This is a genomic window from Streptococcus sp. KHUD_015, from assembly GCF_051106265.1.
In the GTDB taxonomy this organism is placed as follows: Bacteria; Bacillota; Bacilli; order Lactobacillales; family Streptococcaceae; genus Streptococcus.
This window is the reverse complement of record NZ_CP193665.1, coordinates 492639-509071: the sequence shown is the minus strand read 5'-3', so window position 1 is coordinate 509071 and position 16433 is coordinate 492639. Positions and strand designations below refer to the sequence as shown.

Below are 16433 nucleotides of genomic sequence, written 5' to 3'. Positions count from 1 at the left end.
CTACTCCGCCTTCACCTGTCCATTCATCAGCATTGGCAAGAGCCAATCGCGAAGTTGGGTGAGTTGTTCATTTTCTTGTTGTTTTTTAGTTATTTCTTTAATAATATTATTAGAAAAATCATAAAATCTATCTAAAATATCATTTGAAGGGATAACTACTTTTATATTTTTAATCATATCCTGTGAGAGATTATCTCTTGCAGAACCTGTACTCAACTTAACAAGATACTGATACAAGTCCTCAATTACATTTTTGAGATAATAACGCATCCTAATATCTGTTAACATAATCGCACATATTGCCTGGTTTGTTGATGCTTCAAAAGTTAAGAAGCTAACTTTTCCTGCCGTTGCTCCATACATAGCAACTAGAATTGTCCCACTAGGGAACAACTTCGCACTAGAATTATTTAACCCTTCTTCTGTAATAAAATTAGAAGTACTTGTAATAACAGTTTGCTCTAACTCTCCACTATTTATCCATGGTATTTCACCATTTGAATAGTATGAAACATTTGTAGATTTTGGGGTTCCACCAGAACCAGTTTGAGCTATATCTTCTACTTTTGCCACTCCCCACCCCTCTGGAATCTCGCGTTTAAGTTCTGGGTTATAGACCATCTTTCCGCCTGATGATTTGTAGGGTTTGCCATTCTGGTCTGGGAAATCAAACTGCACAAACCAGTAGTCATAGAGGGTCTTAGTCATAGCTTCCAACTCTTGGTTGATTTGGTTGTTGATTTGGATTTTATCATCAATTGCTGAGAGAATATTTGCAATTTTTCTTTGTTCTTCTAAACCTGGAATCAAAAAATCTGAGATTTTCAAAGCATTTTCATTTACTCTTTTTCGACCTGAAGTTCCTTCCATCAGACTAATCGCTTGTTTTCTGAACTCCGGGCTAATTGATAGATAGTACAAAAACCGCTCGTCAATATTTTCTTTAGCTCTTAAAACAATAAATTCCGTAGACCCAAAGCCTATTTCATCCTCTTGAAGACAATTGACGAATGCTGTTTTCCCATTTTCTAAACATGGAGTAATTTTTGCTAAAAGGGTATCACCATTTCTAAACTTAGTTCCACCCCTAAATTCACCATAATCAATTTTTAAAACATCTCTCTGAAATTCTTTAATGTTTGCCATCGGTATGTTGGGAGCAATATCTCCTTTTTTTAGAGTTTCCGTTGGTTTTAAAAAAGCAATTTCTTGTAGTTGTTTTTTTCTCCACTTACTCATACTTCAACCCCTTCATTTGCTCTTCAATTTCCTGCTCCAAGGCATGTGATTGCCGGAAGAGGTCTGAGAGTTTATTTTGAAAGGCGGTCATCTTGGCGTCAAACTCTTCTGCTGTGATATCCACATAGTCGATCTTGATGTCAAAGTATTGACCTGCGCTGAGAGAGTAGTTTTTCTCCTTGATTTCCTCATAAGAGACCGCGACAGAAAAGTCCGCGACGGCTTCTTTCTTGATAAAGGTCTCGACGATCTTCTGCTCTTCCTCAGGAGAGAGCACGGTCTTTTGGTTCTTGCCTTCCTTGACCTTGGTTCCGAGGTTTGAGGCATCGATAAGAACGACATCGCCCTTATTTTTCTTATCGATAAAGAGGATGGAGACGTTGGTACCTGTCGTCGCAAAGATATTAGACGGCATGGAAACGACACCCGCCAGCATTTGATGGTCCACCAAATGTTGACGGATGGCCTTATCAATCCCTGACTGGGCAGTGATAAAGCCTGTCGGTAGGACTACGGCTGCCTGGCCATCTGGTTTCAGAGAGTAGATGATATGCTGGACAAAGAGCTCATAGATCGCCATCTTGTCCTTAGACTTAGCTGGAACCTTTGGCACACCTGCAAAGAAACGCTCACTGGCTTCTGGCAAGCTTTCCACTCGGTCACGCCACTCTGAAAAGTCCAGCTTGAAAGGAGGGTTGGAGACGATATAGTCCATCTTTTCAGGATGACGGTTGGCGATAATGGTATTTCCCTGCACGATATTATGGATGGAGTGTTGAAGTCCATTCAAGATGAGGTTGAGACGGAGGAGATTGGATGATTTTTGCGAGATATCCTGACTATAGACAGTGGTCTTATCCACACCGATACGACTAGCCAGGTTCATCAGCAAGGTTCCAGAACCAGCAGACGGGTCATAAATCCGCACGTTTGATGGTTGGTCATTTCCCACAAGAATATCAGCGATAATCTTAGCCACAGAGTGAGGCGTGTAGTACTCAGCGTACTTACCACCACCATCTTTGTTGTAGTCCTTGATCATATACTCAAAGAGAGTAGAGAAAAAGTCGAAGCCTTGTGAAAAAATAGTCTCATCAAACTTGACGCGTGCAAGGAGATTGATGATGGCTTTTGCCACTTCGTTACGCTTACTGCTATCTGAGATGGTATCTGTAATCAAACGCTCGTCAAAGAGACGAATAGCCGTATCTCCGTCTGTATGCACAGAGAAGATATCGTTATTATCAATGGCGATCTGGTTGAGGGTATTTTCAAAGCTCTCGTAGAAAGTCGCTTCATTTTGCTGACGGTGAAGCGTTTCTATCAACTGCTCTGACTTGAGCCAAGCCGTACTGGTACCGATATCCTCCAAGAGCCAGTCATAGTCATCTTCACTCATTGCTAACAAGTTTTCATAAGTGTTGGATTCATCCAGCACCTTAGCTTGATATAAAAACTTATCATTTAAAAACTTGTAGAGGAAGGACTGGGTGAGGAGTTTGTACTCACCCGCTTCTCCTCCTAGTCCTGCATGAGTAAAGACTGCTTTCAAATCATCTACCAAGTCTTGGACTTGGACTTTATATGTTTCATTCATTAATGTTGGTATTCCTCTTCATATCCTTCAAATAGCGACTCGACGATATAATTAAAATCCTGTCTTGTCAAACTACTTGCAGATTGGTTGGTTTTCATTTCAATCCGAGCTTCTTCTCGAATCATTTTCTTGAGAAAGTCCTCGTTATCGAGCACTCCTTGATTTTGACCGATTTTACGGTCTAGTCTGACTTTAGAACCCTTGATAACATGGTAAATAGCAGGAAAATCACTGACCATAGTCGAGTTGGTTACGTGTTTATAGGAACGTGCTGCCATTTCATCTCCGTCAAAATTCATAGTCAAACGTCTCATATGAGTATGATAATCTTCCACTGACTTAAAGAGCTCTTCATACTCTTTTTGAATTTCTTTGATGTTTTCCATAGTGTAGCCTTCTTGCCCATGAATCAGGTGTTTTTTCATGATGCGCTGAAATTCTTCGTAGAGAGAGACCCACTCAGGATCTTTCTCATCACGCTCTTTTATGATGCCTCCAGCAACTCGACGCTTCAAATCTTCTAGGTCATTGGCCGCTAGACGGAGTTCTTCCTCCGCAATCTTGACAAAACTAAAACTGGTCTCAGACATAGCAATATTTAAAAGGGTGCGACTAGAAAAATCATCTGGCTTATCTATCAGGGACAAGGTCAGCAAGCGTCTTGAAATCACATTAAGCAGAGTTGCAATCTGAGTAATATCAATCTGTTCGAGCAAATGGTCATGACCAAGTAAGCGGGCGATATTATAGTATTGCTTAACCGATTCTAAAGCTTTTCGGAGTTCATTTAGTTGCTTTCTATCCTTGATATCATCAATTGATTGAGAAAAGAACTCTAGATTAAAGGTTGGATAGTCCATGAGGATGCGCTCTGTCTTGCTTAGTTCCTGAGAAATTTCCTCTGCTGGCACAAAGAGCGACCCAAACACATCCTCTCCATTTTCCCCAGTCAGGGTCGTATCATACTCTTGATTGAGTTCTTCCAGATATGCACGATTAGTCTTGTCAAACTCCTTAGAAATATCCGCAAAATCAACTACATAGCCAAAGAGATAGTCCTTGTAAGGACGATTCACACGAGTCAAAGTCTGGAGAAGGTTATGAGCCTTAATCTTGCGACCTAGATAGAGACGCTTGAGGCGAGGCGCATCAAAACCTGTCAGGAGCATCGAATAGACGATAATGAGGTCAATCTTACCTTCTTTATAGGCATCCACCTTTTCCTTTTTCTCTTCCTTGTCTCCCTCATCATGGAGGATGAGAGCAGAGGTCAAGTTGGTTATTCCATCCTTTCGTCGTTCTTCTAACTGCTTTTCAAGCTCACGCGCCTGCTTGGACGAATCACAGACAATCATTCCACCAATAGTCTGATCATCAAAAACCAGATCACGCGCACGATTAAAGTCCTCCAGAATAAAATTAAGCATAGGTTCCACATAGTGCGGATGAGCAAAGATATCTTCTTTGGATAAATCCCCACGTTGGATTTCTTCATTAATTGCTCTGAGATTATCTTTATAGGACGTCTCGATATCTTCTCGCATGAGACGCAAGGTAAAACCATCATCTATAGACTGGTTGTAGTAGTATTTATGGATATAGTCCCCAAAAATATCACGTGTGGTCGCATGACTTTCCTTAGTTTTGCCATCTTTCTTATAAGTAATTAAAGGAGTTCCTGTCAGAGCAATCTTGATTGCATTGGTATCTGCTTGGTATAGATTTGGCAGATAAGAACCTCGTTCGTTATAAGAGCGATGAGCCTCATCGATAAAGTAGACATTTTGACGATTAAGGTCATAGCCAGAGCGGTCGGTCAGGTCTGAATCATCTTTGAACTTCTGGATATTGACGACAGCCACATCATAGCCATCTTGTTTTTGATTAAGTTCTCTAGGATTGTTGATACGCTTAACTTTTAGACCTCTTTTGGTAAATTCCTTAAAGGCTTGGTCTGCCAAATCCAAGCGATCAACGACAAAGTAAAACTGCGGAACAATCCCCTGTTTTGAAAAATAATTGGTCAGATAGCGGATATTGAAGAAAGCCAGGGCAGTCTTACCTGAACCCTGTGTATGCCAGATAACGCCCTTCTTGATACCTCTTGCGATAGTCTCTTCGATAGCACGAGTTGCAAAATACTGCGGATAGCGCATGACATGCTTCTGCAATTGTATCTGACCTTCCTTACTTTCTTCCTCTACATATACCAGCCCAAAACGAAGCATGAAAAGCAGGCGTTCTTTTTGATACAAAGAAGACAGGAAAGTATTGCAAGGAGTGTCGGGCTGTAAGTTTGTTGCAAATTCTGGTTGAGACTTGAGAACAAAACGCTTCACATCCTCAAGGACAAAGTCAATTTGTTCATCTCTTAAAGGTACAATTGAACCAAGAAAATCTACTTCTCTTTCTTCCTTGAAAGCATTAAACTTGGTTTTTGAATAGGCATTTGAAGCATAGTAAGATCCCTGTTTTTGTTGACCTTGGCCACTGATATAAGGCAAATTATCAGATAGAGCTATCAACTGGGTAATATTGTTAAAACGACGGAACTTACGATTTTCAAAACGGTATCTGGTTCTGTCCTGTTCCGACTGAATCCCCGTCTTGCCATCACGGATAGCATTTGGTTGTTTAACTTCGATATAAGAAAGGGGAAGTCCATTGATAAACACAACTATATCCGGGCGAAATTCATCTTGTCCATTTTGACAAGTGACTTCAAGCGCCAGATGGAAGGTATTGGCTTCAGGATTTTCCCAATCGATATAAACAGCACCTTCTTGTCCCTGTATCCTTTTAAAGAAGGAGCGCCCTAAATCATTTTGATCCAGTTCCAGCTTAATATTGGCCAATTCTCTCTCAAAATCTTCATCTGTCAAATAATTATTAAATGTTAAAAATTGCTCCTTAAAAACAGATACAAGAATATTGGTATCTGGGTCTCTTTCTTCAATTTCTTTACTATTACGAGAAAGATAGGTATAACCCATTCGCATCAAATGCAGAGCTGCTGGGATTTGTACTCTTGTTAATTCAGAAAAATCTTTTCGTCTTGCCATCGCAAACCTTCCTTACGTTTCATTTGAACTATTCATATCCTGAAATTTCCAAATTTTATACTAGGTCTATTATAGCATGTTTAGACTCAAATTCCATCACTCTTCCCATTGTAAAAACACCCATTTCCCCTTTCTCCTCCAAAATATGGTATAGTAGAAATATACTATCTATGAGGAGTTTACATGTCACAGGATAAACAAATGAAAGCTGTGTCTCCCCTTTTGCAGCAAGTTATCAATATCTCATCGATTGTCGGTGGGGTTGGGAGTTTGATTTTCTGTATTTGGGCTTATCAGGCTGGGGTTTTACAGTCTAAGGAAACCCTCTCTGCCTTTATCCAGCAGGCAGGTATCTGGGGGCCACCTCTCTTTATCTTTTTACAGATTTTACAGACGGTCGTCCCTATCATTCCTGGGGCCTTGACCTCGGTGGCTGGCGTCTTTATCTACGGACACATCATCGGGACTATCTACAACTATATCGGCATCGTGATTGGCTGTGCCATTATCTTTTATCTTGTGCGCCTCTACGGAGCTGCCTTTGTCCAGTCCGTCGTCAGCAAGCGTACCTATGACAAGTATATCGGCTGGTTGGATAAGGGTAATCGTTTTGACCGTTTCTTTATCTTTATGATGATTTGGCCCATTAGTCCAGCTGACTTTCTCTGTATGCTGGCTGCCCTGACCAAGATGAGTTTCAAGCGCTATATGACTATCATCATTCTGACCAAGCCCTTTACCCTCGTGGTTTATACCTACGGTCTAACCTATATTATTGACTTCTTCTGGCAAATGCTTTGACACATAAAAAATCCGTTTGGTTTCCCAAGCGGATTTTGTGCTTTATTTTGAAACTTCTTTTGCAAGTACAAAGTTCCCAAGAGTAGCAGAACCATTTCCTGCGACTGCTGGTGTCACGATGTATTCACGCACATCAGGTACTGGTAGGTAGCCATTAAGAAGAGATGTAAATTTCTCACGGACACGGTCCAGCATGTGTTGTTGAGCCATGACCCCTCCACCAAAGACAATCACGTCTGGGCGGAAAGTCACTGTCGCATTAACCGCAGCTTGAGCGATATAATAGGCTTGGACATCCCAAACAGGGTTGTTGAGTTCAATGTTTTCCCCACGTACACCTGTACGAGCTTCCAAACTTGGACCAGCTGCATAGCCTTCCAGACATCCCTTATGGAAAGGACAAACACCCTTAAACTCTTTTTCAATATCCATTGGGTGTCTAGCAACATAATAATGACCCATTTCAGGGTGACCCACACCACCGATAAATTCACCACGTTGGATGACACCTGCACCGATACCTGTACCGATTGTGTAGTAAACCAAGTTTTCGATACGACCACCAGCATTGTTACGGGCAACCACTTCACCGTAAGCAGAGCTGTTTACGTCTGTTGTGAAGTACATTGGCACGTTTAGGGCACGACGAAGGGCACCAAGCAAGTCCACATTTGCCCAGTTTGGTTTTGGAGTCGTTGTGATAAAGCCATAGGTTTTTGAGTTTTTATCAATATCAATCGGACCAAATGAACCAACTGCAAGACCAGCAAGGTTGTCGAATTTCGAGAAGAACTCGATGGTTTTATCGATTGTTTCGATTGGAGTTGTTGTTGGAAATTGTGTTTTTTCTACAACGTTAAAGTTTTCATCACCGACAGCACAGACAAACTTTGTACCGCCCGCTTCCAAGCTTCCATATAATTTTGTCATGATAAACCTCTTGTTTTTATTTTCTTTATTATAGCATATTTCGAAAGTCTAAATTTCTCTATTTTTTAGATTTTCCTCTGTAAATCTTACCATTCAAGCAAAAACGAACAAACATGTCATTTGTTCGTTTTCACATTAGAGAGGATTGATTAGATTTTCACTTCGATCACAGCATCCCCCTTCGCAACTGAACCTGTTGCGACTGGAGCTACTGAAGCGTAGTCAGCTGTATTTGTAACGATAACCATTGTTGTATCATCAAGACCAGCTGCAGCGATTTTGTTTGAGTCAAATATTCCAAGAACATCGCCCGCTTTCACCTTGTCACCTTGGGCAACTTTTGCTTCAAAACCTTCACCATTCATAGATACAGTGTCAATACCAACGTGAATCAAAACTTCAGCACCATCAGTTGTTTTCAAACCAAAAGCATGTCCTGTTGGAAAGGCAATTGAAACTTCAGCATCAGCTGGTGCATAAACCACACCTTGGCTAGGTTTCACAGCGATACCTTGTCCCATAGCTCCACTTGAGAAGACTGGGTCATTGACATCAGCAAGAGCGACAACATCACCAACGATAGGAGTTATAAGTGTTTCATTTTGAAAAGCAACAACATTTCCAGTAACTGCTTCTTCAACGAAGCGTTCTGTAGTAGTTTCTTCAGCAACCTCTACTTCATCTTCATAACCAAACATGTAAGTAAGAGCAAAACCAAGGGCAAATGATACAGCTACCATCAGAAGGTATAGTGGAAGTTGTCCATTACCGGCATAAAGCATTGTACCAGGGATGATGGTGATACCACTACCAGTACCAGCAAGTCCAAGGATTGAAGCCAATCCACCACCGATTGCACCAGCAATCAATGAAAGGAAGAATGGTTTACGGAAGCGCAAGTTCACCCCGAAGATAGCAGGCTCTGTAATACCTAGGAAGGCAGAAAGAGCAGCTGGGAAAGCAAGTGTTTTCAGTTTTGGATTTTTAGTTTTGACACCAACCGCAACAGTTGCAGCACCTTGGGCTGTCATAGCCGCAGTGATGATAGCGTTGAATGGGTTAGCATGGTCAGCAGCGAGTAATTGAACTTCAAGCAAGTTGAAGATGTGGTGCACACCTGACACGACAATCAATTGGTGAACCCCACCAATCAAGAAACCACCAAGACCAAATGGCAAGCCAAGAATTGCTTTTGTACCAATAAGGATGTAGTTTTCAACAACGTGGAAAACTGGTCCGATGACAAAGAGTCCAAGGATAGACATAACCAAAAGTGTCACGAATGGTGTTACCAAGAGGTCAATCACATCTGGAACAACCTTGCGGACAGCTTTTTCAAATTTAGCTCCGACAACCCCGATGATGAAGGCTGGAAGAACTGAACCTTGCAAACCAACAACAGGGATGAAACCAAAGAAGTTCATAGCTGTTACTTCACCACCTGAAGCGACTGCCCAAGCGTTTGGAAGTGAGCCAGAAACAAGCATCATACCAAGAACGATACCAACGGCTGGATTTCCACCGAATACGCGGAAGGTTGACCACACAACCAAACCTGGCAAGATGATGAAGGCTGTATCTGTCAAGATTTGTGTGTAAGTTGCAAAGTCACCTGGAAGTGGCATTTCAAGAGCGTTGAAAAGACCACGCACCCCCATGAAGAGACCTGTCGCTACGATAACTGGGATGATTGGAACGAAAACGTCACCGAAAGTACGGATAGCACGTTGGAACCAGTTTCCTTGTTTCGCAGCTTCTGCTTTCATCTCATCTTTAGATGATGTTGGCAAACCAAGTGCAACAACCTCATCGTACATTTTGTTAACTGTACCTGTACCAAAGATGATTTGGTATTGACCTGAGTTAAAGAAAGCACCTTGAACTTTTTCCAAGTTCTCAATCACTTCTTTATTAATTTTCCCTTCATCTTTGACCATGACACGAAGACGAGTCGCACAGTGAGCTACACTGTTGACATTTTCACGTCCGCCCAAGGCATCGATGACTTTTTTTGCAATTTCCTGATTGTTCATTTGCAAAAATCTCCTTATATAAAATTTTGTTATTGTTTGAAAGCGATTTTATTCGCCCTACGACTATTATTTTATCATGTTTTAGAAATATGTCAAGCGTTTTGCAGAAAAAATATTTGTTTCTTAGAGTAAGGTCCTTTGTTTTGATAGATTGTGAGAGTTTTATGAAAGCATTCTTTAAAAAAATAGTTTAAAATCTGAGTTAAAAAGGACTTTATTTCACTTTCTTTCAATTTTCTGTAGATAGTTGATTGATTTTCTGCTTTTGATTTGTGATAAACGTTTGACAGTTTTTTCTCTTTTTTAACATAAAAGACTTGCTTTTTCAACCGAAAACGGTTACTATTAAAAGTAATAAGATTTTTGGAGGAATAAAATAAATGGAATGGACAACTGAGCGTCGTTATAGACCCTATGAAGATTGGACGCAAGAAGAAATTCAAAATATAAAGAAAAATATAGCACAATCTCCATGGCATACTCATTACCATGTTGAGCCAAAAACAGGACTTCTCAACGACCCAAATGGCTTTTCTTACTTTGATGGCAAGTGGATCCTCTTTTACCAGAATTTTCCTTTTGGTGCAGCCCACGGTTTGAAATCTTGGGTGCAATTGGAAAGTGAGGACTTGGTTCACTTCACAGAAACTGGAATCAAAGTTTTACCAGATACTCCATTAGATAGCCACGGTGCCTACTCTGGTTCTGCCATGCAGTTTGGCGATAACTTGTTCCTATTTTATACAGGAAATGTTCGTGATGAAAACTGGATCCGTCACCCTTACCAGATTGGAGCTTTGATGGATAAGGATGGCAAGATTACAAAGATTGATAAGATCTTGATCGACCAGCCAGCAGACTCTACTGACCACTTCCGTGATCCGCAAATTTTTAACTTCAAGGGCCAATACTATGCTATCGTCGGTGGACAGGACTTAGAGAAAAAAGGCTTCGTCCGTCTCTACAAGGCTGTAGACAACGACTACACAAACTGGCAAGCCGTTGGCAACCTTGACTTTGCTAACGACCGTACTGCCTACATGATGGAATGTCCAAATCTAGTCTTTGTAGGGGAACAACCTGTCCTTCTCTACTGCCCACAAGGATTGGATAAGAACGTTCTAGACTACGATAATATCTTTCCAAATATGTATAAGATTGGGGCTTCCTTTGACCCTGAAAATGCTAAAATGGTAGATGTATCTCAACTTCAAAACATGGACTATGGTTTCGAAGCCTATGCAACTCAAGCCTTCAACGCTCCTGATGGACGTGCTCTAGCTGTTAGCTGGCTTGGCTTGCCAGATGTTTCTTACCCATCTGACCGTTTTGACCACCAAGGAACCTTCTCTTTGGTCAAGGAACTCACTATCAAAGACGGCAAACTCTACCAATACCCAGTTGCAGCTATCAAGGACCTTCGTGCTTCTGAAGAACCTTTCTCAAACCGTGCCCAAACCAAGAACACTTACGAACTGGAACTCAACTTGGAAGCTAATAGCCAGAGCGAGATTATCTTACTTGCTGATAAAGAAGGCAAGGGACTTTCCATCAACTTTGACCTTGTAAATGGTCAAGTGACAGTGGATCGTAGCCAGGCTGGTGAACAGTATGCCCAAGAATTTGGCACAACTCGTTCTTGCCCTATCGAGAATCAGGTTACTACTGCTACGATTTTCATCGATAATTCTGTCTTTGAAATTTTCATCAATAAAGGAGAAAAAGTATTTTCTGGTCGTGTCTTCCCACATGCGGACCAAAATGGGATCCTGATTAAATCTGGAAACCCAACTGGAACTTACTATGAATTAGATTATGGTCGCAAAACTAACTGATGTCGCCAAACTTGCAGGTGTCAGCCCGACTACCGTTTCTCGGGTTATCAATAAAAAAGGCTATTTATCAGAGAAAACCATTCAAAAGGTCAATGAAGCCATGCGAGAATTGGGCTACAAACCCAACAACCTAGCTCGTAGTTTACAAGGAAAATCAGCTAAGTTAATCGGCTTGATTTTCCCAAATATTTCCAACGTTTTCTATGCAGAATTGATTGATAAGCTGGAACACCAACTCTTCAAAAATGGTTATAAGACCATCATCTGCAACAGCGAGCACGATTCCGAGAAGGAACGCGAATACATCGAAATGTTGGAAGCCAATCAGGTAGACGGCATCATTTCTGGTAGTCACAACTTGGGAATCGAAGACTACAATCGCGTGACAGCGCCGATTATTTCCTTTGACCGAAATCTGTCACCAGATATTCCTGTCGTCTCCTCTGACAATTATGCTGGTGGGGTTCTCGCAGCCCAGACCTTGGTTAAGACAGGCGCCCAGTCTATCATCATGATTACAGGGAATGACAATTCTAATTCGCCAACCGGACTACGCCACGCTGGCTTTGCATCTGTTCTCCCCAAAGCACCTATTATCAATGTTTCCAGTGACTTTTCTCCTGTCAGAAAAGAAATGGAAATCAAGAATATCTTGACCCGTCAAAAACCAGATGCCATCTTTGCTTCGGATGACTTAACAGCTATTCTAGTCATTAAAATTGCTCAAGAACTAGGTATTTCTGTCCCAGAAGAACTCAAGGTCATTGGCTATGATGGTACCTACTTTATAGAAAATTACTATCCTCAACTGGCTACTATTAAGCAACCCTTGGAAGAGATTGCCTGCCTTACCGTTGACCTCCTCTTGCAAAAGATCGAAGGCAAGGAAGTTGCGACAACTGGTTACTTCTTACCAGTTACTCTATTACCTGGAAAAAGTATTTAATACTCAATGAAAATCAAAGAGCAAACTAGGAAGCTAGCCACAGGCTGTACTTGAGTACGGCAAGGCGAAGCTGACGTGGTTTGAATTTGATTTTCGAAGAGTATAAGCACAAGAAAACTCAGACCGATTCGTCTGAGTTTTTTATAATCTTAAGTTTTCGAGATAGCGCTGGGCTGTCTCTAGGTTAAAGGTTTTATCTGCGATGAGGCGCTCGACTAGGGGAGCAACCTCGGATTCACTAGCACCTGCTAGGAGAGCCAAGGATTTGGCCTGCAATTTCATGTGGCCTTGCTGGATGCCTGTACTCACCAAGGCTTTCAGGGCCGCAAAGTTTTGGGCAAGCCCGATAGACACGATAAGCTGAGCTAATTCTTTGGCAGAAGGATTTCCCAGTAGCTCATGACTGAGAGCTACACGAGGGTTGAGGCCGATAGAGCCGCCTTTGGTCGCTACAGGCATAGGCAGCGTCACCTCACCGACTAATTCTTCTCTTTCAAGGTCCAGTGTCCATTGACTAAGACCTTGATAGTGTCCTTCTCTACTAGCAAAGGCATGGGCTCCTGCCTCAATAGCACGCCAGTCATTACCAGTTGCAATCAAAACGGCATCAATACCATTAAAAATCCCTTTATTGTGGGTAGCTGCTCGATAAGGATCAGCCTGCGCAAATTGGCTCGCCAAAGCAATTTTCTCTGCATTTTCTCGTCCTTGATCCTTTTGACGGCTCAAATAGCGAAAGGCGATGCGACAACTTGCAGTAACCAAAGAATCGGTCGCGTAGTTAGACAGAATACCCATGAGACTCTGTCCCTGACTGAGTTCTTCTACGACTGGCTTCAAGGCTTCCAGCATGGTATTGAGCATATTTGCTCCCATGGCTTCCTGCGTATCGACATGGAGATAAACAACGAGGAAGTCTGTTTCGCCTTTAATCTGCTCTACATGCAAATCACGCGCCCCGCCTCCGCGTTTAACGATAGAAGGATAGGCTTGATTAGCAAGTTCTAAGAGTTCTGCTTTCTTGCTGGTGATCTTCTCCTGCGCTTGTTCAGGATCAGCAACTTGATAAAGAGCTACCTGACCAATCATCTGACGCTCATGGACTTGTGCAGTAAAACCGCCTGCACGCTTGATGATTTTACTTGCATAGCTGGCCGCAGCAACCACTGACGGCTCTTCCGTCACATAGGGAACTGTGTATTCCTGACCATTGACAAGAACCTCTGGAACCAGCGAATAAGGCAGAGAAAAAGTTCCTACTACATTCTCACTCAGCTGGTCTGCGACAGTCACACTAATTTGTTCATCCTGCTCCAGACTCGCTTGCTTATCAGGACTAAGGAGCGCCTGAGCTTGCAACAGCTCGAGGCGCTCTTGGTATGATTTTTTAGAAAATCCATTCCAACTTATCTTCATTATTTTTCAACCTTGCTATAACGGCGTTGGTGGTCCACAATTTCAACCAAGGCAAAATCTTGATTTTCATAGCCTGCAAACTGGGCAGAGTTTGTTTCATCCAATACCACTTCCTCAAAGAAGACTTTTTCATAGTCTGCAACAGACAGGGCAGTTCGTTGGTTGAGCTTGTTCAAACGGTCTTTATCCAGATAAGCTTCATAACCTTCAACCAATTCACCACTGAAAAACTCAGCCACAGCCCCACTTCCGTAACTATAAAGGGCAATTTTGTCCCCAGCTTTCAAGCTATCTGTATTTTCCAAGAGAGACAAGAGTCCAAGGAAGAGGGATCCTGTGTAGATATTCCCCACTTTTTGACTGTAGAGAATAGACTGGTCAAAATGCTTTTGCAAGAGATCTTTTTTCTCTTGGGGCAGGCTCTTATCCATGATTTTTTTCAAGCCTTTTAGTGCTAATTTCGGATAAGGCAAGTGGAAGCAAACAGCTGCAAAATCATCCAAAGTAAGCTGGTAGCGTTTTTGGTATTCAAGCCAAGTCGTTTTCAAACTATCCAAGTATTGTTGGGTAGAATAAACACCATTCACATAAGGGGTTGTTGAGTAATTTGGACGCCAGAAATCCATGATGTCACGGGTTTGAGCCACATTGTCATTATTAAAGGCCATAATGCGTGGATTTTGTGTAATCAACATTGCCACACTGCCAGCACCCTGAGTTGGTTCTCCTGAAGTTTCAATACCGTACTTGGCAATATCACTTGCAATAACCAAAACTTTGGACTTTGGAGAATTTTCCACATGCAATTTGGCATAATGAAGGGCAGCTGTCGCTCCATAGCAGGCTTCTTTAATCTCGAAACTACGAGCAAAGGGCTGGATACCCAGCAAGCCATGCACAAAGACGGCCGCAGCCTTACTCTGGTCAATTCCTGACTCGGTAGCCACAATGACCATGTCAATTTCTGCTCTCTCTTGCTCAGTTAAAATAGAGTCACTTGCACCGGCCGCCAAGGTCACGATGTCCTCAGTTAGGGGAGCAATACTCAATTCCTTGAGCAAGAGGCCTTTGCTTAATTTTTCAGGGTCAATTCCCCTCGCTTCTGCTAAGTCTTGTAATTTCAAGACATATTGACTGGTCGCAAAACCAATCTTATCAATACCGATTGTCATATTTACCTCTGTTTTATCATTCATGTAAAAAATCGTTCTATACTATTTTATCACAAATGGCAGTAAAAGAGAGAAAAAAGACTTGATTCACCAAATCAAGTCTCTTGTTAGTCTAACGATTTTGCTGTTTTCGTAAGTAGGAATACAGTCTGAGAATCACTGTTCCGCTAGCCATGCCAATAGAGATTACCAGAGCCAACATGACAACTAAGGTTGCACTGGCAATGGCGTGACTGTAATCCCCTGTCACAAAAAAGGCAGTTGTCCGATAAGAAAGGTATCCCGGAACCAGAGGGGCCAAAATGGCCAAGATAAAGACCACAGCAGGGGTCTTGTAAAGAATACTTAAAATCTGGCTGACACAAGAACCGATAATGGCGGCAATGAAGGTAGCTACAATGACATTGGTTGGTTCCTTGAGCAAGAGATAGATTAGCCAGACAGCCATGCCCAAAATCCCTCCCGGTAAGAGCATAGACCGCTGAACATTGAGTACGATTAAAAAAGTGATGATAGCAAGAAGACTTGCTACTGCTTGTAGTAAAAAGGTTGTTAGTGTCATATTAGTTCATCAATACCAAGGCGACAGAAGTTCCTGCCCCTAAAGCAAGGGTAATGAGTAGGGATTCAAACATTTTACTCATACCAGAGTTTATGTGGTTGGTCATAATATCCCGAACCGCATTGGTCAAGGCAATACCTGGTACAAACGGCATGACGGCACCAGCTATAATCAAATCTGCTGTTGAAGGAAAGCCCGTGTAGCGAGCCCAAAACTGGGCTATCATCCCAAAGACAAAGGCCCCAGCAAAGGCTGTTACAAAGGGAATTCGGATAAACTTTTCTACATAGAGGGAAAAGGCAAAACCAAATAAGGTAGCCACTCCTGCCCCAAGTGCATCGTAGATATTTCCACTAAACATAATTGAAAAGAAAGGGGCACTAAAGGTCGCAGCCAAAGTTACCTGCAACTTGGTATAGGGAAGCGGTTGAGCTTGCAAAGCCGTCAATTGCTTGAAGGCTGTTTCTAAATCAATCTGCCCCCCAACCAGCTGACGAGAAATCTGGTTCACATCGCAGACTTTTTCAATATTATAAGAAGAGGAGGTCACACGCTTCATGCGCGAAATATTGGTGTTTTCAATAGAGAAAAAGATGGCAGCAGGCATGGCAAGAACATTGCAATCCACAATCCCCTGCGAATGCGCAATGCGAATCATGGTGTCTTCTACACGATGAATCTCTGAGCCACTTTTAAGGAGAATAGTCCCCGCTAGCATAATCACATCGATGACGGCATTTAATTCTCTTGATTCTTCCATGCTTGCCTCCTTTTATCAACTCCCTCTATTCTATCACAAATCTGGACTCAAAAAAAATCTTTGCCATGAAATCATGACAA

The 16433-nt window shown here is 42.0% G+C and carries 12 protein-coding genes; 3 read left to right on the top strand and 9 right to left on the bottom strand.

Annotated features, from left to right (window positions below; genetic code table 11):
* The 3 genes from ACORHU_RS02380 to ACORHU_RS02370 are packed head-to-tail and all read right to left on the bottom strand — an operon-like array spanning nt 1 to nt 5898.
* Nucleotides 1–1239 (bottom strand): restriction endonuclease subunit S, encoded by a 1239-nt coding sequence (locus ACORHU_RS02380; RefSeq protein ID WP_285306372.1) that lies wholly within the window; start codon nt 1237–1239, stop codon nt 1–3.
* Nucleotides 1232–2836 (bottom strand): HsdM family class I SAM-dependent methyltransferase, encoded by a 1605-nt coding sequence (locus ACORHU_RS02375; RefSeq protein WP_285306371.1) that lies wholly within the window; start codon nt 2834–2836, stop codon nt 1232–1234. The genes ACORHU_RS02380 and ACORHU_RS02375 overlap by 8 nt, the downstream gene beginning before the upstream one ends.
* Nucleotides 2836–5898, bottom strand: coding sequence for a DEAD/DEAH box helicase family protein (locus ACORHU_RS02370; RefSeq protein WP_434364675.1), 3063 nt, complete (start codon nt 5896–5898; stop codon nt 2836–2838). The genes ACORHU_RS02375 and ACORHU_RS02370 overlap by 1 nt, the downstream gene beginning before the upstream one ends.
* Nucleotides 5899–6081: 183 nt before the next feature.
* On the opposite strand from ACORHU_RS02370, the gene ACORHU_RS02365 reads away from it, so the two are divergent.
* Nucleotides 6082–6699 carry a TVP38/TMEM64 family protein gene (locus ACORHU_RS02365; protein ID WP_000076170.1) on the top strand — a complete coding sequence of 206 codons (618 nt, stop codon included), beginning with the start codon at nt 6082–6084 and terminating at the stop codon, nt 6697–6699.
* A 42-nt stretch (nt 6700–6741) separates the two neighbouring features.
* On the opposite strand, the gene scrK is transcribed toward ACORHU_RS02365, so the two are convergent.
* Nucleotides 6742–7629: a fructokinase ScrK gene (gene scrK / locus ACORHU_RS02360; RefSeq protein WP_000164311.1), complete on the bottom strand. Its 888-nt coding sequence runs from the start codon at nt 7627–7629 to the stop codon at nt 6742–6744.
* Between the two features lie 149 nt (nt 7630–7778).
* Nucleotides 7779–9662, bottom strand: a complete 1884-nt coding sequence (locus ACORHU_RS02355) for a sucrose-specific PTS transporter subunit IIBC (RefSeq protein WP_434364674.1) — start codon at nt 9660–9662, stop codon at nt 7779–7781.
* A 380-nt stretch (nt 9663–10042) separates the two neighbouring features.
* Between ACORHU_RS02355 and ACORHU_RS02350 the strand changes: the two genes are divergently transcribed.
* Nucleotides 10043–11497, top strand: a complete 1455-nt coding sequence (locus tag ACORHU_RS02350) for a sucrose-6-phosphate hydrolase (protein ID WP_219966912.1) — start codon at nt 10043–10045, stop codon at nt 11495–11497.
* The gene (locus tag ACORHU_RS02345) at nt 11478–12443 is read left to right on the top strand and encodes a LacI family DNA-binding transcriptional regulator (protein WP_000226009.1); all 966 of its coding nucleotides are present in this window, start codon (nt 11478–11480) and stop codon (nt 12441–12443) included. Before ACORHU_RS02350 ends, ACORHU_RS02345 begins: the two co-directional genes overlap by 20 nt.
* Before the next feature lie 141 nt (nt 12444–12584).
* On the opposite strand, the gene ACORHU_RS02340 is transcribed toward ACORHU_RS02345, so the two are convergent.
* The 4 genes from ACORHU_RS02340 to ACORHU_RS02325 form a co-directional block, all read right to left on the bottom strand.
* Nucleotides 12585–13859, bottom strand: a complete 1275-nt coding sequence (locus ACORHU_RS02340; protein WP_434364673.1) for a hydroxymethylglutaryl-CoA reductase, degradative — start codon at nt 13857–13859, stop codon at nt 12585–12587.
* On the bottom strand, nt 13859–15031 hold the full coding sequence (locus tag ACORHU_RS02335) for a hydroxymethylglutaryl-CoA synthase (RefSeq protein WP_434365149.1): 1173 nt from the start codon (nt 15029–15031) through the stop codon (nt 13859–13861). The genes ACORHU_RS02340 and ACORHU_RS02335 overlap by 1 nt, the downstream gene beginning before the upstream one ends.
* A 112-nt stretch (nt 15032–15143) precedes the next feature.
* Nucleotides 15144–15593, bottom strand: coding sequence for a threonine/serine exporter family protein (locus ACORHU_RS02330; protein WP_025171133.1), 450 nt, complete (start codon nt 15591–15593; stop codon nt 15144–15146).
* A 1-nt stretch (nt 15594) separates the two neighbouring features.
* Complete coding sequence (locus tag ACORHU_RS02325) at nt 15595–16353, bottom strand: threonine/serine exporter family protein (protein WP_023946522.1); 759 nt, start codon at nt 16351–16353, stop codon at nt 15595–15597.
* Nucleotides 16354–16433 lie beyond the last annotated feature (80 nt).